Annotated in this window: 15 protein-coding genes; 7 read left to right on the plus strand and 8 right to left on the minus strand. The window is 49.2% G+C overall.

All coding sequences use genetic code 11. From position 1 onward, the window contains the following. The first annotated feature begins 49 nt into the window (after positions 1 to 49). From OXH18_RS21200 to OXH18_RS21215, 4 genes are all read left to right on the plus strand, one after another. Positions 50 to 1,681 carry a cation:proton antiporter gene (locus OXH18_RS21200; protein ID WP_268609456.1) on the plus strand — a complete coding sequence of 544 codons (1,632 nt, stop codon included), beginning with the start codon at positions 50 to 52 and terminating at the stop codon, positions 1,679 to 1,681. Positions 1,682 to 1,779: 98 nt separating this feature from the next. After that, a complete protein-coding gene (locus tag OXH18_RS21205; protein WP_268609457.1) occupies positions 1,780 to 2,601 on the plus strand; it encodes an inositol monophosphatase family protein in 822 nt (273 codons plus the stop codon). Between the two features lie 340 nt (positions 2,602 to 2,941). Further along, positions 2,942 to 4,819, plus strand: coding sequence for an ATP-dependent zinc metalloprotease FtsH4 (gene ftsH4 / locus OXH18_RS21210; protein ID WP_268609458.1), 1,878 nt, complete (start codon positions 2,942 to 2,944; stop codon positions 4,817 to 4,819). Between the two features lie 262 nt (positions 4,820 to 5,081). Then, complete coding sequence (locus OXH18_RS21215; RefSeq protein WP_268609459.1) at positions 5,082 to 5,861, plus strand: SDR family NAD(P)-dependent oxidoreductase; 780 nt, start codon at positions 5,082 to 5,084, stop codon at positions 5,859 to 5,861. Between the two features lie 45 nt (positions 5,862 to 5,906). Here OXH18_RS21215 and OXH18_RS21220 read toward each other — a convergent pair whose 3' ends face one another. Together OXH18_RS21220 and OXH18_RS21225 are read right to left on the minus strand one after the other, a co-directional pair. Then, positions 5,907 to 6,038: a hypothetical protein gene (locus tag OXH18_RS21220; RefSeq protein WP_268609460.1), complete on the minus strand. Its 132-nt coding sequence runs from the start codon at positions 6,036 to 6,038 to the stop codon at positions 5,907 to 5,909. A 272-nt stretch (positions 6,039 to 6,310) separates the two neighbouring features. Continuing rightward, the gene (locus OXH18_RS21225; RefSeq protein ID WP_268609461.1) at positions 6,311 to 7,264 is read right to left on the minus strand and encodes a YihY/virulence factor BrkB family protein; all 954 of its coding nucleotides are present in this window, start codon (positions 7,262 to 7,264) and stop codon (positions 6,311 to 6,313) included. 170 nt (positions 7,265 to 7,434) lie between these two features. On the opposite strand from OXH18_RS21225, the gene OXH18_RS21230 reads away from it, so the two are divergent. Further along, entirely contained in the window at positions 7,435 to 7,869 is a 435-nt protein-coding gene (locus OXH18_RS21230; protein ID WP_268609462.1) for a hypothetical protein, read from the plus strand. On the opposite strand, the gene OXH18_RS21235 is transcribed toward OXH18_RS21230, so the two are convergent. The 3 genes from OXH18_RS21235 to OXH18_RS21245 all read right to left on the minus strand — a co-directional run bounded on the left by OXH18_RS21235 (position 7,847) and on the right by OXH18_RS21245 (position 12,057). Further along, complete coding sequence (locus tag OXH18_RS21235) at positions 7,847 to 9,949, minus strand: ATP-binding cassette domain-containing protein (protein WP_268609463.1); 2,103 nt, start codon at positions 9,947 to 9,949, stop codon at positions 7,847 to 7,849. The genes OXH18_RS21230 and OXH18_RS21235 overlap by 23 nt on opposite strands. Before the next feature lie 114 nt (positions 9,950 to 10,063). Next, positions 10,064 to 11,311, minus strand: a complete 1,248-nt coding sequence (locus tag OXH18_RS21240; protein WP_268609464.1) for a glycosyltransferase family 4 protein — start codon at positions 11,309 to 11,311, stop codon at positions 10,064 to 10,066. Between the two features lie 272 nt (positions 11,312 to 11,583). Further along, on the minus strand, positions 11,584 to 12,057 hold the full coding sequence (locus OXH18_RS21245) for a TM2 domain-containing protein (protein WP_268609465.1): 474 nt from the start codon (positions 12,055 to 12,057) through the stop codon (positions 11,584 to 11,586). A 570-nt stretch (positions 12,058 to 12,627) separates the two neighbouring features. Here OXH18_RS21245 and OXH18_RS21250 point away from each other — a divergent pair. After that, positions 12,628 to 13,521 carry a cation diffusion facilitator family transporter gene (locus tag OXH18_RS21250; protein ID WP_268609466.1) on the plus strand — a complete coding sequence of 298 codons (894 nt, stop codon included), beginning with the start codon at positions 12,628 to 12,630 and terminating at the stop codon, positions 13,519 to 13,521. A gap of 105 nt (positions 13,522 to 13,626) precedes the next feature. Here the strand turns inward: OXH18_RS21250 and purQ are convergent, their stop codons facing one another. The 3 genes from purQ to OXH18_RS21265 all read right to left on the minus strand — a co-directional run bounded on the left by purQ (position 13,627) and on the right by OXH18_RS21265 (position 16,157). Continuing rightward, positions 13,627 to 14,328 (minus strand): phosphoribosylformylglycinamidine synthase subunit PurQ, encoded by a 702-nt coding sequence (gene purQ, locus OXH18_RS21255; protein WP_268609467.1) that lies wholly within the window; start codon positions 14,326 to 14,328, stop codon positions 13,627 to 13,629. Positions 14,329 to 14,435: 107 nt separating this feature from the next. Then, positions 14,436 to 15,590 carry a 5-(carboxyamino)imidazole ribonucleotide synthase gene (locus tag OXH18_RS21260; RefSeq protein ID WP_315874774.1) on the minus strand — a complete coding sequence of 385 codons (1,155 nt, stop codon included), beginning with the start codon at positions 15,588 to 15,590 and terminating at the stop codon, positions 14,436 to 14,438. Between the two features lie 75 nt (positions 15,591 to 15,665). Further along, a complete protein-coding gene (locus OXH18_RS21265) occupies positions 15,666 to 16,157 on the minus strand; it encodes a pentapeptide repeat-containing protein (RefSeq protein WP_268609469.1) in 492 nt (163 codons plus the stop codon). A 309-nt stretch (positions 16,158 to 16,466) separates the two neighbouring features. Between OXH18_RS21265 and OXH18_RS21270 the strand changes: the two genes are divergently transcribed. Further along, positions 16,467 to 18,563, plus strand: a complete 2,097-nt coding sequence (locus tag OXH18_RS21270; RefSeq protein ID WP_449369406.1) for a pentapeptide repeat-containing protein — start codon at positions 16,467 to 16,469, stop codon at positions 18,561 to 18,563. The last annotated feature ends 5 nt before the right edge of the window (positions 18,564 to 18,568 follow it).

Genomic DNA, 18,568 nt, shown 5'->3' on the forward strand with positions numbered 1-18,568 from the left:
CGACTCCCCCTATTTTCCCTACCAAACTCCGCCCTTTCCTTCTGTCACCATGTCCATTTGTGCTGCTTTCATCGGGTTCATCGCCGAGTTCGCCATCAGTTCAGACGGCGTACCGTTGGCTGCTGACAGCAGTATTGCGGACTTCGTACCCACTTGGATCATTTTGCTGTTGGTGGCAACGGCAGTGGCGTTACTATCCCGGCAGTTTCACATTCCCTACGTCACCGGATTAGTGCTGGCTGGGCTGGCGATCGCCAATTTTCTGCCCAATCGGATTGGCTTAAATTCAGCGCTGATTTTGAATTTATTTCTACCGATTTTGCTATTTGAAGCCGCCATCAATACGGATATCAGTCGATTGCGCAGTACAGTCAAGCCGATTTCGCTATTGGCTGGGCCAGGGGTGATCGTCGCCTCAGGGGTTTGTGCCGTGGGGTTAAAGTTTTTGATTGGACTAGATTGGACAACGGCGCTGGTGTTGGGCGCTATTTTGGCCATTACAGACACGGTTTCGGTGATTGCCGTGTTTAAAGACGTGATGCTTCCCTCCCGCCTGACGACGATCGTAGAAGGTGAAAGCTTGTTCAACGATGGGGTGGCGCTGGTGTTATTGTCGCTGATCCTGAATTTCCACACTACAGGGTCTTTTTCATTGCTGACAGCCACTCAACAACTGATCATTGTGATTGCAGGCGGCAGCTTTGTCGGGCTGGTATTGGGCTATTTGGGGGCTGGGTTATTTGCGCGACTAGACGATAACTTGAGCGGCATTCTGCTAACGGTGGCATTGGCATTAGGCGCTTATCAAGTCGGGGATTTTTTGGGCGTGTCAGGGGTAGTAGCGGTCGTGGTGGCAGGTCTCATGGTGGGAAATGTGGGACTGTCGCGGCAAGTTTCAGCGTCTAATCAGGTGACGCTCTACAGCTTTTGGGACTATGCCGGATTTGGCGTCAACACATTCATTTTTCTGCTGATTGGAGTGGAAGTAAACCCGACAATTTTGTGGCAAACCTTGCCGGCGGTGCTGTTGGCGATCGTCTGCTATCAAGTTGGGCGAATTTTGGCTGTGTATCCTTTGCTGGCAATCTTGCGTTGGTTCGATCGTCCCATTCCCCTCCGCTGGCAGCATGTGTTGTTTTTGGGCAATATCAAAGGCTCGTTGTCAATGGCCTTGGCACTGAGTCTACCGCTCACCTTGGTTAGCCGCAGCTACATCATTGCCGTTGTGTTTGGAGCCGTGTTGCTCTCGTTGGTGGTGCAGGGCTTAAGCTTGCCGTGGCTAGTCAAACGGCTTAACCTCACTACGCTATCGCCGGCCCGTCGGCAAACGGAAGTACTGCGGGCTCAATTGATTAGCGCCAAAGCCGCCCAAGAAGAACTTCATACTCTCTTAAGAACGGGCGTATTGCCAGAGTCAGTCTACGAAGAAATGCGATCGGCTTACCAAATTCAAATCACTCGCGCCGAAAAAGCCCTACGCGACATCTACGATCGCTGGGTGATTGAAGCTACCAGCGGTCAAGGCGACCCTTCTCGCATGAATGCCCTGCGCCGACAGTTGCTACTGGCCGAAAAAGGGGCTCTCAGCGATGCCCTACGCAAACGAATTTTATCCGAAACGGTGATTAGCGATCGGTTGAAGCAAATTGATGAAAAGCTGCTGCGTTTAGAGGATGATTGAGGACAGCGGAGATTGGGAGAACGACGAATCAATAAACATCAGAAGAGGGGTCTGAACCTTTTGCCTTGATACTTTTACCTTGAGTAAGGTCTAAATTTGTGAATATTGAGCCATTACAACTTTTTCTTGATATTGCCACCGAAGCGGCGCTGGCAGGTGGAGCCGTGTTGCAGTCTTATTGGGGCAAGCTAGAGTCAATTCAGGAGAAGGGACGACCGGGAGATTTATTGACCGAGGCCGATCGAGCATCGGAAGCCCAGGTGTTGGCGGTGATTCAGCGGCATTTTCCTAACCACGCCATTTTGGCCGAAGAATCGGGACAACTCGGAGACCAAGCCGCCGAGTATCTGTGGGCGATCGATCCGCTAGATGGCACCACGAACTACGCGCATCAATACCCTTTCTATGGTGTGTCGATCGGGCTATTGATTCGCGGTGTGCCGTCGGTGGGAGTGGTGTTTGCTCCGTTCCATCAAGAGCTATTTCGAGCCGCCAAAGGACTGGGAGCTACACGCAATCGTCAACCCATGCACGTTTCTCAAACAGCCGCGCTCGCCCAAAGTTTGTTGGTGACAGGATTTGCCTACGATCGGCGTGAAACCGCAGATAATAATTACGCCGAGTTTTGCCATCTCACCCATCTCACGCAAGGGGTACGACGGGGCGGATCAGCAGCGATCGATCTGGCCTATGTGGCCTGTGGGCGGCTAGATGGCTTTTGGGAACGCGGGTTATCACCGTGGGATATGGCAGCGGGCGTGGTGTTGGTGGAAGAAGCAGGGGGACAGGTGACGGCCTATGATGGCGGCCCATTTCAAATTCAGACTGGGCGAATTTTGGCCACCAACGGACGCATTCATGCCGCACTCAGCCAAGAATTGCTGCAAGTTAAACCATTGCCAGAATTTCAGCCCCAGTAATACTAACCCCTAGATAGCCTTACAGATGCGATGATGGGTAGCCCAAGTTTAGAGGATTAGTATAACGCAACACCCCATAGCATTCTAGAGGAGTTGGCAAGCGGGTGGTTAACCGTACATCTGTGGCGATTCTGAGACAGAAGTAAACAATTTAGAATTAGTGTGTAGCTTTAAGGTGTGCAGGTAAAGAAGCATAGCGAACATTTCGCTGTGGGGTGCGGTGCATCTGCTGGTGAACAGACGTCGTCTGAATTGGGCCTTTAGAGATGGGCATAACGGCAGATTTCTTTTCCTGGAACCTTGGGCACAACCAGATCTTTGAAAAAGGAACGCTGAACGAATGGCGATCAAAAAACAACCTCAGCCCCGTCGCACTCGCCAGCTTGGGAATATTCTATTGTTGGTATCGGGTGTGTTTCTGCTGATTAACCTCTTCTTGCCCAACTTATTTGCGGCTCCAATTCCAAGAGTTCCCTACAGCTTATTCATTCATCAGGTTCAAGATCAAGAAGTGGCACGGGTTTCGATCGGTCAAGACGAAATTCGTTATCAAGTTAAAACCGAAACTGGGGAACCTGGAGAAATTTTCTCAACCACCCCCATTTTTGACCTAGAGTTGCCCAAACGCCTAGAAGACAATGGCATTGAGTTTGCCGCGATTCCCCCTGCAAAAAATAATTGGTTTGGGAGCCTCTTAAGCTGGGTGATTCCTCCCTTAATCTTTGTCGCGGTTTGGCAGTTTTTCCTGAACCGAGGCAGTGGAGGACAGCAAGGCGTGTTGTCGATCGGCAAGAGCCGTGCCAAGGTCTATGTTGAGGGAGATTCTGACAAGATTACGTTCGCGGATGTGGCAGGGGTTGAAGAAGCCAAAGCCGAGCTAGTTGAAATCGTTGATTTTCTTAAAACGCCGCAGCGATTTTTGCAAATTGGGGCGCGCATTCCCAAAGGCGTTTTACTAGTTGGCCCTCCCGGAACCGGAAAGACGCTATTGGCGCGAGCAGTGGCCGGAGAAGCGGGGGTTCCTTTCTTCAGTATTTCGGGGTCTGAGTTTGTAGAGTTATTTGTGGGGGTGGGGTCTTCCCGCGTCCGTGATTTATTTGAACAAGCTAAGAAACAAGCACCCTGCATTATCTTTATCGACGAACTGGATGCGATCGGCAAATCGCGAGCATCGAGCGGCTTCTACGGCGGCAACGACGAACGAGAACAAACCCTCAATCAGTTGTTGACCGAGATGGATGGCTTTAGCGCTGGAGAGCAGACAGTGATTGTACTGGCTGCTACCAACCGCCCCGAAACCCTTGACCCGGCCTTGTTGCGTCCTGGTCGTTTCGATCGCCAAGTGTTGGTCGATCGTCCCGATTTACAAGGGCGCTTGGCAATTTTGAACATCCACGCCAAAGAAGTGAAATTGGGTGACGACGTAGATCTAAAAGCGATTGCGACTCGGACACCGGGATTTGCTGGAGCCGATTTGGCAAACTTGGTCAACGAAGCAGCCCTGCTCGCTGCTCGCAATAACCGTACGGCTGTAGCCCAAGAAGACTTTGCTGAAGCGATCGAGCGAGTTGTGGCCGGACTCGAGAAAAAGAGCCGCGTCTTAAACGACAAAGAGAAGAAAATCGTCGCCTATCACGAAGTTGGGCACGCCATGGTTGGGGCTGTGATGCCGGGAACCAATCGAGTTGAAAAAATTTCGATCGTGCCTCGCGGTATGGCCGCCTTGGGGTACACCTTACAATTACCCACCGAAGATCGCTTCTTGATGAGTGAAGCTGAACTGCATGGGCAAATTGCAACCCTACTGGGCGGTCGAGCGGCAGAGGAAATTGTATTTGGCAGTATTACAACGGGGGCATCCAATGATTTGCAACGAGCAACTGATTTAGCCGAGCGCATGGTGACAACCTACGGCATGAGCAAAGTGCTGGGACCACTCGCCTATCAACAAGGCCAGCCAAACAACTTTCTGGGCAACGAGGGGCAAAATCCTCGTCGATTGGTGAGTCCACAAACGGCAGAAGCGATCGATCAGGAAGTGAAAGGCATTGTGGAAAAAGCTCATCAGCAAGCGCTAGGCATTTTGCAGCAAAATCGAGAATTGCTGGAGACGATTGCCACCAAATTGCTGGACACCGAAGTGATTGAAGGTGAAGAACTGCAAACCTATCTAGAGCAAGTGAAGCCTTCAGAAGTCCCTGCTCCAGCAGTTGTTTAATTCTCCAACTGCAACTAGGTCATAGCAAACAATTTGTGGTAGATTCATGATTCTGGCGAGGACTGATTGACTGACAACCCTCGCACTGCCCTCCCCCACCCCCTCTCGCCTGCTTTGCGAGAGGGGCTTTTGATCCAGGGTTTTGGGTTGAAGTTCCTTGTGTGGGAAAAACGATTGAGGAATCAGAGTACAGCTTCGATCTATCACTAGTGTCTATCACGATTATCATGAAGGGCATTCAAAGACAAGAGAGCGCACCGCTATGGCTGCAATCGCTGATTTAGAACAAACAAATTTTCGTAGCGCATTCATTGTGGGTGCAAATCGAGGCATTGGTTTGGCGTTTGTCAAACACTTGCTACAAACCGATCGATCGCTTCAGCTTTACGCAACCTATCGTCAAGCAGATACTGCCATCGAGCTATTGGCTCTTAGTAACGATGCAGACGATCGCTTGATTTGCTTGCCTATGGACGTCACTGATGAAGCGCAAATTCAGCAAGGCATTGAGCAGATTTTCACCATTTGCCCCCAGTTACATCTAGTGATTAATTGTGTGGGAATCCTGCATGAGGGAACCTTGCAACCTGAAAAAAGCTTGCGACAGATTACCGCAGACCATCTTTTACGCTATTTTCAAGTCAATAGTATTGCTACGGCACTGTTAGCCAAACATTTACTGCCGCTGCTTCAGCACGGCGATCGCAGCGTATTTGCCAGTATTTCAGCCAAGCTAGGCAGTATTGAAGATAATCAACTGGGCGGATGGTATGGCTATCGTGCGTCCAAAGCCGCCCTCAATATGCTGATTCGAACGATCGCCATTGAATATCAGCGGCGCAGTCCGAATACGATCGTAGTAGCGCTGCATCCGGGTACTACGGACACTCGCCTATCTAAACCATTTCAAAAGAACGTGCCGCCCGAAAAGCTGTTTTCCACCGATCGAACTGTGACCCAACTGCTCAATGTGATTGCTAATTTAAATTCGTCTGACAGTGGAGGGTTCTTCTCTTGGAATGGGAGCCGCTTGCCTTGGTAAGTATGACAAAAAGATGAGGAATAAGGAATACAGTGAAATGGTAAACTAAATTTGCAACACGCAGCCGATTGTTTTTTGTTGTAGTCGCTTACAGGTATCTAACCGCGATTGAAGATGTCCGGCTAAGAAAATTAAGCCAATTGCTGCAATCACAATGAGTATTTGATCTGTCTTCATCAGAAACCAAAAAAATATTAATAAGAAAACAAAGTCGCTCAACCTGCTTACCTAAAGGGCTGATGCCGCTGATAGGAGAACCAGATAAGGTAAGAACCAGATAAATAAAGTGTCTATTTACCATAGCACTCTCCGAATCAGAGCCAAGAGAAGCGGCTTGAAAGCTTGATGAAGAACTCAACGAATTGCTGTGAAAGTAATGTTTTTGTAAACTTACCAAATTGTTGTGAACAGAATACACTTGCCATCGTCATTGGCAGAACGGCATAGATTCAGAGCGATCGACCCGGCAACGTGCGGCGGCTGCCAAACATTTTGGTATAGACATAGGTGAATGCACCTCCCCAAAAGAAAATTTGGCTAGTCAAGTAGATCCACACCATCAATACCATCACGCCGCCTACAACCCCATAGGAATTAAACTGGCTGCCAAAGCTAATCACACTGCGGCTGACTAGATTCTGCAACATCATAAATAATGTGGCTGTGATGATGGAGCCTAGCAATACATCTCCCCAAGTCACGCGCACTGAAGGTAATGCTTTAAACAGCACCATTAATACTAGCGTTAAGATTAGGAACGAAGAAATGAGTTGCAGCAATTGCAACGTGGTAAAAATATCAATTTCAACAATATTTAGTTGATCGCTAAATTCTTTAATTAATCGTAGAATAATGCGAATAATAATATTAGATAGAAGAGAGATTACCAATAATCCACCTGCGCCAAGTACTAGCACAAACGAAAAGATCTTGCGCTTAATAAACGCTATCGCAATTTCATTAATACCCGAATCAGTGGCTGAACGTTTTGCGGTCTCCCAAATAATATCAAAGGTTCGATCGAGCGCGGCAAAAAAGCTACTAGCTGCAATCAACAATAAGATAAATCCCACCACGCCTACCCCTACTCTATCTTGGCTCAATTGAACCAGGACTTCCATCACAATGTGGCTCGCTTCTGGTGGTAAAATCTCCCGTGAAATAATAAAGATTTGATTGTAGATATAGGTGTTGGGCCCAACCAAAAACCCAAAAATGCTGAGAATTACCAAGATGGTTGGAACCAGAGAAAACAAGGCATAGTAGGCTAAGGCCGCCCCCATATCCATACAGTTGTCTCGTTGCCATTTCAAGGAAGTCTGAAGCAGCAGACGAGAGATGGGCGATCGAATGATTTTGATCACATATCGTTTGAGAAAATTTGTGACGGATTGCTCGGCCATTGTCCTTGAATTAGCCCAGTATCATTACGCTACTTAGGATAGAGCATCTTTCTCGTTTCAGTTAGGATCTAGGGCAGTTTCTCGCCGAAACTTGACCTATTTATGGGTCAACAGTCGTTCCTCTCTATTTATGACAAGATAAAAAAGTGCTTATTGAAATTGGTTGACCGATGTCTTCAGAAAATTCTCTGGATGCTACTCTGCAACGTTTGCGTGAATTACGCCTAGTCTTACTGCGTTTGCACAAAGCGTTGCTGAACTCTGAACGGATTGTCTATGAGCAGTTTCATGGACGCATTCAATCAACAGGTGAGTTTTTTCAGCTTGTAATCAGTCACGAGTGGTTTAGTTGGTTGCGCCCCATCTCACAGTTCATCATTCAAATTGACGAGGTGGTCAGTCCCAAAAATTCAACGACCCTGACCGAGGCTAATGGATTGTTGGAAGATGCCCGCAAATTACTCCAGCCTGCGGCAGAGGGAACAACCCTGCAAAAACGGTACTATCGAGCCATTCAACGCGATCCAGACATTGCCTTGATGCACGCTGAAGCAGTTCAGTTGTTGAACTCAACCGATCGCCTCACTCAAGACGGTTTCCATTAACGGTTGCCGCTAAGTCGGATGGTGGAAGCACAGGGTCTTGGTAGTTGGCTAACTCAGACTGTTGACGAGCCAACGATCGATAGGTTTCCTCTAACTGCTTCACGGTCTTCAACAATCCCGTGGCAGCGCGGTAAGCTTCTTCGGCTAATTCATCTTGTTCTTCCAACGTATTGGCATTGTAATCAATCAGCAGGCTCAGCGAACCCAGCATGGAATTGAGATGTGAACGCAGTTCATAGGAGGTCTGAGCCAGGATTTGGCTGGAATCGAGATGGTATGCGCGTGGCTTGGGGGTCTCTGAGAACTGCATTGCATGAAGCTGACTGTAATGCCCCTGCCGTTGCAACAGTTGTTCATGGGTTCCCAATTCCACCACCTTGCCACGATCGAGCACAGCAATTTGATGGGCTTTCTGCACCGTTGACAAGCGATGGGCAATTACAATTGTGGTGCGGTCTTGGCTCAGCGTATCGAGGGCTTGCTGTACTAATCGTTCCGAAACCGTATCCAGCGCACTAGTCGCCTCATCCAGAATCAGGATTTCCGGATTGCGTAACAAAGCCCGAGCGATGGCAATGCGTTGACGCTGTCCACCTGATAAAATCGTACCTCGATCGCCAATCATCGTGTCTAATCCTTCCGGCAACCGCTGAATGAATTCGTGAGCATTGGCTCGTTTCACAGCCTCTACGATCGCCGCTTCCGTGACATTCCCGCAGCCATAGGCGATGTTGTTGCGAATGGAATCGTTAAACAAAAACGTATCTTGACTCACAATTCCCATCGCTTGTCGCAGCGATCGGAGATCGAACTGCCGTAGATCAGTACCATCGATAGCAATCCGCCCTTCGGTTGGATCATAGAAGCGAGGCAGCAAATCGACTAGCGTCGTTTTTCCCGCTCCCGACGAACCTACTAGTGCTAAGGTGGTTCCTTTTGGAATCGACAAGCAGATATTTTGTAGAACCCGATGCGTGCTTTCGGGATAGGCAAACGAAACATTTTCAAAGGTAATGCCAGTGCGAATAGACGGGTAGATGATCGAGCCGTTGGGCATGAACGCCTTGTTATCCGCTCGCAATAGATCGTGAACCACATCTACAGAAGCGGCCGATCGAGCTAAGTTTTCACGTAGACCATTCAGTTGAGCCACGAATGGCAACAGTCGAAACAACACAACAATATACGTCAGTAACGCAGCCGAAAGCGCATCGAGTTGATTGGCAAACAGAATTCTTCCTAGAAGAACTAAGATAAATAAGGCAAGCAAACTACTGATTTCGCTGATGGGTGGAATGGCCAACGAAGCCATACGAGATTGAAATTCAACGTGCTCACGCTTGCGAATCAGGTTTCTCAGATAGTGAAACTCCTGCTGTTCTGTACCAGTGGCTTTGACTAACCGAATTCCGGCAAAGATTTCGATTAGATGCCCAGAATATTCTTGGTTAATCGTGGTGATTAATTTGCCGAAGCGCTTGGCTCGACTAATGATAAGTTGACTGATTAGCGGAGAGATTGGCAAAAGTAACGTAGTTGCAATTGTCAATTGCCATGAAATTGAAATCAGTAGCCCGACGAATACAAAGATGGTGATGATAGTAATGATTAGATGAATAGCCGTGCCGATCGTCGTACTAGCACGATTCATTTCACCTCCCAAGCGATTCATTAAATCCCCGGCTTTGGCCCTGGCGAAATAATCAAGATCTACATCCAACAGTAATTTCAGTCCCTCTTCCTGTAAATCAGAGGTCAGCTTACGGCTGAGGGCGTTCGACGCCAAATTACTGGCATATACCGCCAAACTTTTCAGAAGAATGAAGCCAAAAATAACGCTGGACATTGCCAACAGCTTTTGGTGGTCATCCATGCCGGCAAACGGAGCTAGCAACTTCCGAATCACAGGCGGCCCTGTTTCAAAGACGATCTCTTGCCCTAATAAACTCAGAAAAACAGGCACAATTAAGGCTGTACTGACGCCATTGAATAATGCGCCCGAAAACCCCAACAAGATATTAGTGACAATCCATCTAGGATATCGTAGCGCCAGATTGTAAAGTAGCTGGTTGGAGGACATGCGTTACAGGAAGATGGGACAATCAGTAAGTTCACCTGTAGAATTCCCTGCTGCTGGAAAAAAGCGACAGGCTCATCTTCATCCCGACCAGCAGCGACCTACCCCAGGCACTTGCTAAATCGATCGCCCAACTTGTGTAATCACATCCGCTAGTTTCAGAGCCATTACGTCAAGGCTGTAATAATCGATGCAGCGCTGTCTGGCGTACTGAGCGCGATCGATCGCCTCCTCAAAATGAGCAAAGATCCACCGAATTTGTGCGGCTAGCTGTTCCGGTGCGTCTGGATCAACCAAATAGCCCGTCTCGCTCAAAATGCCAGGAATATCGCCCACACGAGTTGCCAAAATTGGCTTGGCCATTGCCATTCCGTCAGTTAATTTCAAGGGAAATTGCGCTTGGGCGGCGGGCGTATTTCGCTGCGGCACCACAATCACATCGGCTGCGGCAATTACCTCTGGCATGAGCGTATGGGGAACTTTGGGGAGCTTGATGATCCAATCTCCCCATTTCGCCAGCAGGTGGCTGTCGTAATCGTCGTATGGACTCCCCCCCACAATGACCAAGCGCAGGGTTGGATCACGAAGTTGTTCGATCGCCGTCAATACATCCTCAACACCTTTATAGGGACGTGGTGCACCAGGAAACATCAGCACGCGGTAATGGCTTAAACCATATTTTTGCTTGAGCGCCTGAACGTCATAGCGAGCAGGGTTGAACAGTACCACATCCTTGCCATTGGGAACATAAGTGCCCCCAAATCGGCGTTGCAAAAATTGCGTATGTACAGTGACGGCATCGGCTTGACTAATCAACCGTTCCGTCCATTTCAGATAGAGTGGATGATCAGGCAGTCGCAGGGCACCATTAGGTTTGAGCAGATCCCTAGCAAGCTGTTTTACACAAGGACGATAGTGCCACTTGTCACCGCCATGCCAACTCAGTTCCCAATCATCGATGTCCAAAATTAGGGGACGATGAGTACGCAGCTTTTGCAGCAAGGCCACACCAAAACTCGTGGGTTTGGGTTTATAGGCATAAATGATGTCGCCATCGATTTGCCGCAACGCCGATCGTACCGATCGCCCAAAGCCGGGATAGGGTTGCCCAGGAATCGCATCGATTGGCAGGTCAGGGGTGGATTCGATCGCCCCAGCGTCGCCAAAGCAAAACCCCACAAGTTTGACGCGACACCCCAGTTTTTGTAGCGCTTGGGATAACAAGAAGGGTCGCACTGCGCCCCCCCAGCGCCCAGCTCCACTATTGGACAAATCACTAACAATGATCGAAATACTGAGATCTGCAAAGGAGGGTATCGGTGTTGGCTGCGGCAATTGGCTGAAGGTCGGAGCATTCGAGGTCATAGTGGCTAATAGGAAAAGGGGGACACGCAGCAGGTGCGATCGAACAGTGCGCCTTCTTTGAAGATCTACCAGATGAGATCTACCTCAGCCCACCGTTTCTGCTAGAGTGCCCATCCTCAATAGCCAATGCTCAATTCTCATCCAGTCTCATACTAGAAGCGTTTGTCACCTAGGAGACCAAAGTCCTATGCAAAGCGCTCTAGGTAGGACGAGCCGTGCCCACCACCTAGCAAAAAGGTTTTCCGGGCGAGCTTGCAGTATGAGCTAGTCCATCACAACTCATGAAAATCGTAGAGCACCACGCCTGTGTTGGGATCATTTTGAATTCCGGCATAGCCTTTTTTAGCCATGGCGGTCAATTCAGCTTCAACTTCTGCAAAATCGGCCCCTGTGTCCACCACCCCTTGAGTTACAGAAAGTTTACCACCGCGAGCTTGGGCTGCTTTTAGTAGCTGAATTCTCAACGGTGCTTGCGGAGTTGCCAACTGCGGAGGCTCCAGCGTGCGAGTCACAACGGGTTGAGACGGATCATACAGCAGTCCATACTTCATTCGCCGACGTAATTCATGCTCGTCTACCATGTCGGGAATTAACAGCAGATCGACCATTTGACCGACGCCAAACAAGCCCCAGGTGAAAAACCAGAGCACGCCCGTCGCAATTTTGCCATTGTAAAGACGATGTAGCCCTCCAAAGCCCAAAAAAATGGTCAACCAAAGTAAGTAGGATGTTTGCTTCCTCTCCATTGCGATGTCCTCAGCGAATGCAGTGCAGTAAATTTAGATCTAAGGGGCATAGACGTTGCTGACTACAGCAGAGAATCTGTTGTTTCGGCAACCGAGTTGCACCGAACAACCGATCAACTTCAGGTGAATTGCCGAACCGATGCACACGATCGCTTGCTTAAGGGTCCTGCGGTCTAGCTGCAAGCGCAGATGTCGGCCTAGATTGCATCTGATATTGCGATCTTAGATGAGATTTTTTCAGATTGGGTGAATAGGAAATTCTCTGGGTGCTTCTATCACCGTTATTTCATGCTAGTTAAAAATTGGGCAATCTAAGACTAGATGAGCCGTTGGGACTTCCGAACTCCTCATGTTGGTCGTGGTCGTGATTGGTCGTGATTGATCGTGAGCCTTGCTTGTGAAACTCGATCGAGGTCGCAGTCTTTCCAAAAGAACTGTGAATGTGATACTATCCCTCACTTTCATCACCATAACTGACCGTTGATCCTACTTATTCCACCTTGGTAACAAGGGGGGCTGTGGGCTGAAACACCATACTCAAACTGAAATTGCCTATGCTAGCCTCTGGCTATGGAGGAGGTACAACATTTTTACAAAGCAGGTTATCGAGTCGTACTCGTTGTTCTGTGGTTGACGGTATTAATTTTAGCCATCAAATTGTGGGCGGGCTGGGCAACCCGATCGCTCAGTTTATTGACCGATGCGTTGCATGTTCTGGTTGATAGCTTCAGTACCCTGTTGAGTGCGTTTGCGATCGCATCCCTACGTCACACCAAGGGACAGGAAATATGGGGACACCGAAAGCGAGATACCCTAGCGGTACTGCTATTGGTGGGGACGTTAGGTTTTTTGGGGTGTACCTTACTGGGGGTAGCAACCTACCAGTTTCAAGCGCTGATGCACCCTGCGTCTTTGTTACCTGCAATACAAGTCGATGCTCCGTTACTTTGGCTCCTGGCTATGGTGGAGTCTGTTCATATCTGTTTAGTATTGTTTGAACGATATGAGTCTAGAGTTTTGAAGATTGCGGCGCTGCGTCACAATGCCAATCACGTCTTGCAGGATATTTGGTTAACTATCTTAATGTTATTAGGATTAGCAGGGGTGGCGCTGGGCTATGTCTGGCTAGATTCGCTGATGGCAATCGTGCTGTTGCTGATGCTTGTTCCTAGCGTGTGGCGGATGTTGAATTGGCAAGTTCCATCAATGGTTTATCAAGTTGCCATTGCTCCAGAAGTTTTGGCAAAATTGGTGTTACAGGTTGAGGGCATTGCTGCGTGTCAACAAATTCGATCGAAGGGAGTGATTGGTCGCTATGTATTGATTCAAATGCACATCAGTTTGCATCCAGAATTTGTCAATATCGGTCATCTCATTACAGAACGATTGGAGAACCTTTTGCGTGAACGCTATGGCACAGTTCAGGTGCGAATTTATGTTAAACAACTGTCTAGTCGTTCATAACCAGTTGCTCTAGCGCAGCCTTTTGACTTTGCAGAGACGACGAAAGAAGGATATCGTTTAAGTACAATTAAGTACGATGTCGAATGTATGATGTTGAAATCGCTCTCAACGTCCAATTCCCATTGCCATTTGCAGCAGTCCTTTGAACAGGTGAATACCGTCTGTGTTGCCTAACATGGGGTCGGAGGCACGTTCTGGATGCGGCATCATCCCTAGGACATTACCGCGACGGTTACAAATGCCAGCAATGTTGTTCAGCGAACCATTGGGGTTGCTCTCAACGGTGCTCTCCCCCGTTAAGGTGCAGTAGCGAAATAACACTTGCCGATTGGCTTCCAGATCTTTCAAGGTTTGAGCATCGGCATAGTAGCAGCCTTCTCCGTGAGCGATCGGCAGCGTAATGATCTGCCCCGGTTGATATGCTTGTGTCCACGGCAAATCAGCACGCTCAACTTTTAACGGCACTCGATCGCAGACAAAATGCAAATCTCGATTGCGCATCAAGGCTCCCGGCAACAGTCCGGCTTCGGTTAACACCTGGAACCCATTGCAGATGCCTAGTACAAACTTACCCTGTTCTGCATGTTTAATGGTGGCCTGCATAGCTGGCGAGAACCGGGCAATGGCCCCGCAGCGCAAATAATCGCCGTAGCTGAAGCCACCGGGCACAATTACCACATCCAGATCAGACAGATCGCTGTCTTCATGCCAAACCATGCGAGTAGGCTGTTGCAGCAAATCGCGAGTCACCATCGCCACATCGCGATCGCAATTCGATCCGGGAAAAACAATGACGCCAAATTTCATCCTTCCTCTTTGTTACCCAACTGTACAGGACCTACGCCTTCAGAATACCGCACAGACCGAGCCGATGCGGATCAAACCACAGCAGCAATGGCTTAGCTGTACTAAGCTTAGCCATACCAAATCGACTCGATCGTCTCAGCTTGGTGTAAGGCGGCGGCTCGTCCTTGCCCTTCTGACAACAGCACCGTCACATGCCCTAGTTTACGGCCCGGTCGGGCGATCGATTTGCCATACCAATAAACATGCGCATTGGGCAATTGAGCTAGCTGCTGGCGTTTGTCAGCATAGTCGCTTTCAGCCGTTTCATAGCCCAGCAAATTGACCATCACGGCTCCGCTCCCCTGTAGAGACGGATCACCCAAGGGCAACTGACACACGGCCCGCAACTGTTGTTCAAACTGAGAAGTCACACAAGCATCGAGGCTATAATGTCCAGAGTTGTGGGTGCGGGGAGCCGTTTCGTTCACCAACACCTGTCCCGTGCGGCTGAGGAAGAATTCAATGCCCATGATGCCCACAAACTCTAGGCTGGCTAACAGTTTGTGGGCGATCGTTTGCACCTGTTCAACTACAGAAGCGTCTAAATCGCGTGTGACAATAACTCGCCGGCACACTTGGTTTTCCTGCTGCGTTTCTACCACAGGATATACAGCCATCTCTCCAGACTGCGATCGGGCTGCCATAACGGCTAACTCGCGATCGAACGGCACAAACTCTTCCAGCAGCCAGCGATTCGGCTCGAGACTGCTTTCCCCAATGCAACCTACATGGCATTGTGCTAGCACCTGTTGCAGATGAGGTTGGTCTTTTATGATAAAAGTGCCCTGTCCGTCATAACCTAACCGCCGTGATTTCAGCACCACCGGAAACCCTAGTTGGGTCAGATCCGAGTGGGCTTCCAAGGCAACAAATTGAGGGGTGGGCAATCCCCGATCGCGCAAGTACGATCGCTGATGAAATTTATCTAGCAGTGGTGCAATAGAGTGGAGACGTGGATAGAAACAAACGCCTTGCTGTTCCAATTGTTGTAACGCTTCGAGGTCAATAAATTCGTTTTCAAAGGTGATGACTTCGCACAATCGGGCTAATTTGGCTGTAGCACTAGCATCGGCAATTGGCGCAAAGATAGTATGGGTGGCGATCGACACCGCTGGATCAGTCGGACTTGGCGTTTGCACCACTAACTCCACATCCAGTTTTGAAGCGGCAGCCGCCATCATCCAAGCCAGTTGCCCCCCCCCAATAATCCCGACTGTTCTCACCATGATTATTCCAGCACTTTGACTAAAACTAGACAAAACCTGTGGTTGCCATCCACACGAATATACAGACGCGCTTTACCGACAGCCCAAGGACTCGCGTGTGGCAATCCCAGTTTTAGAATTGACGCCACTGGCTCGCTGACACAATTCTTTTACTTGTGCTCCATCCAGAATGGCATCGGTGAAGTCGGCCCCAGTGATATCCGTATTGTCAAACGTGGATTGCAGCAGAATTGTCTCGACCAACACGGCATCACTCAAATCAGCCCCAGTTAGATCAGACTGATCAATCATGGCGTAGGTGAGATCGGCCCCGTGTAGATTCGCTTGCGTCATCGTTGAAGCGCTGAATACCGCTCCTCGCACATCTGAGTTAGAAAAATTTGTTAATTCCAGATTGGCGTTGGAGAACTCAGAGCCTTGCAATTCCTGGTTGGAAAAGTCTCGTCCTTTCAACTGAGCGTTGCTGTAAGACAAAGGCATCGTCCAATCTGCCCACGCCGGACCCCCCCAACTCAACCAACATAACAGAGTTAGCAAAAGTGCCGAGAATCGTCGCCAAGTCATAGCGGGAACCAGTAGCTTCAGACTTGATCTTATCGCGAGGAATGCGAGAGGAGCAGATTAGGAAGGACAAGGAACGAGGACAAAGGATAGTGGATAGTGGGAAACTATTGAACACCGATCGCCACAAGCAGTACAGTGAAAGGACTAGAGTCAATTACCAACATCACTGGTATTTCAACTAATTTGCATAGTTCGATCACCGATTTTTCCACTAGCTGCCTGACTCGACTTAAGCTGCAACTGAGCTATGGCTGTAAGCAATGTTTGCAACCAATAGCCCTGATTCTGCTGCTGTTAGTGGCAATTGGAATGCTGACTCCTGCGGCTGAGGCGGCTGTGCCAGTCGATCGCACTCCCCTAACGCTAGAACAATTGCAGCAACGGTTGAAGTCGCCTACAGCCAGTGAAGGAGTACAAACGTTAGATTTTCGCCGCTTCATTATTGATTTGCGTCCAGAGAATGCCGCCTTTCGCGATCAGTTTTATCGACAAGTTCGATCGCAGCTTCAACGATCCTCTACCCCCCTAGGGTTGGATTTCAGTTATTCCCTCATTCAAGGGGACTTAGACCTCAGCGAATTGGGAATTCGCGTGCCGCTGTATGGACAAACCACATTACCCATGTTCACGGAAACGGAACAGGCTCAACTGCAACGCGATCGACGGCGACTGTCCCAACTCAGCCAACTGTCACGATCGTTGCTGGCCCAAACTCCGGTAACACCGTTGCAAATTACGGTTCTGCGCGGAAACTTGGCACTATTGCAAACTCGCTTCGAGGGGCTTGCTCAGTTCACCAATACGTTTTTCCTTGGACGGGTGGAAGCCGATGGAGCCGTATTTACCCAAGATACCGATTGGTCAGAAGCTCGCTTTGGACAAGCAGCTAGCTTCACCGGAGCCGTGTTTCAGCGAGAGGCTCGTTTTCGTAGCACCATTTTTTTCAATCGAGGGCGCTTTAATCAAAGTCAATTTCGGGGTAGTACCAATTTCCAAAGCAGTGAATTTGCTGGAGCAGCCAGTTTTCATCAAGCTGTGTTCCAGTTTGCTAACTTCAGCCGGATTCAGTGGCACGAGATTGCGGATTTGGCCCAAACCCGCTGGCAAGACACGGTGCTGTTCGATCGCAGCAAATTCGCTAAGTCTCTCTTTTTGACTGAAACGGTGTTTGAAAAACTCGCCAGTTTTCGCCAAGCACAGTTCAACGAGTCGGTGAATTTGCGCGGTGCCAGTATCTTAGCCCAAGCCGATTTTGCAGATGCGGCCTTTGCTGCGAATGCATACCTCAACATTCCTAATTTGCAATTTGATCCGAAACAAGCCACCCTTTTAGGTGATCCGGGACAACTGGGACGGGTGCTGTCAGTACCCACCCTACAAGGCAACGAAACCCTATTGCGCAAGCTGGTACAAAATTTTCGCCAACTACAACAAATTCCCGATGCGAATCAAATTGAGTACACCAAAGAAAAGTTACGACTACGGGCCCTGCGGCAACGCTTGGTGGGAACGGATTTGAATACGGCCACCCCTAGCCAACTGCAAGCGATCGGGTTTTCGACCGAACAAATCACCGCTATTGTGCAAGCCCGGAATCAGCAACCCTTCCGCAGCTTGAATGATCTACTGAAACTGGACACGATCGATTTAGCCACCTATGTCAAAGTGCGCGATCGAGCAGTGGCAGGAACGGCCCTTTCGCCTGTGAATTGGCTATTGGTGGGGCTGCGTTGGTTAGGATTGGACTTGCTGCTATTGCTCACGCGCTATGGCACAAGCTTCTGGCTGGTTTTTGGCGTTGGCATGGTGGCGTTGGCTTTTTTCAGTGTTGTCTTCTGGCTGGCCGATCGCCTGCGTCGTCTGCACCCAAAACCAATTGTTCCCACCTTGGAGGAAACCATTTGGATGCTGAGTGGCTCTAGTCTGCTGAGCTTGACCGGATTGTCGGCTATCTTCCGCACCGCTGAGCAGCCCTGGTTGACGATCGCCAGCCTCAGCCTTTTGATTGTACCCATGCCTGTGACGTTATTGGGGCTAATGTATTGGCGTGGCCGTTATCACGATCTGCTGACTACTAGCTATTTTGTTGAAGACGGCACCTTACGCCAGTTACGCTTCTTGATTGGTCGATTACCGATTATTCCCAGCTATCCCCTATTTCGAGAGCGTTATTCCTACATTCTCTGGAATCGGCGCTGGAGTTGGCTCAATTACTTTGACTTTAGCCTCAACAACCTGTTGAGATTTGGCTTTAATGATATTCGGCTGCGTGACGAACATATGCCCGGACTAATGACAACCCTGGCTTGGTATCAGTGGAGCCTCGGCATCATGTACTTTGCCCTTTTGCTATGGACGCTCTCCCGTACTATTCCAGGGTTGAACCTACTAATTTATTTTAAGTAAGACTT

This window comes from Thermocoleostomius sinensis A174 (assembly GCF_026802175.1).
In the GTDB taxonomy this organism is placed as follows: Bacteria; Cyanobacteriota; Cyanobacteriia; order Elainellales; family Elainellaceae; genus Thermocoleostomius; species Thermocoleostomius sinensis.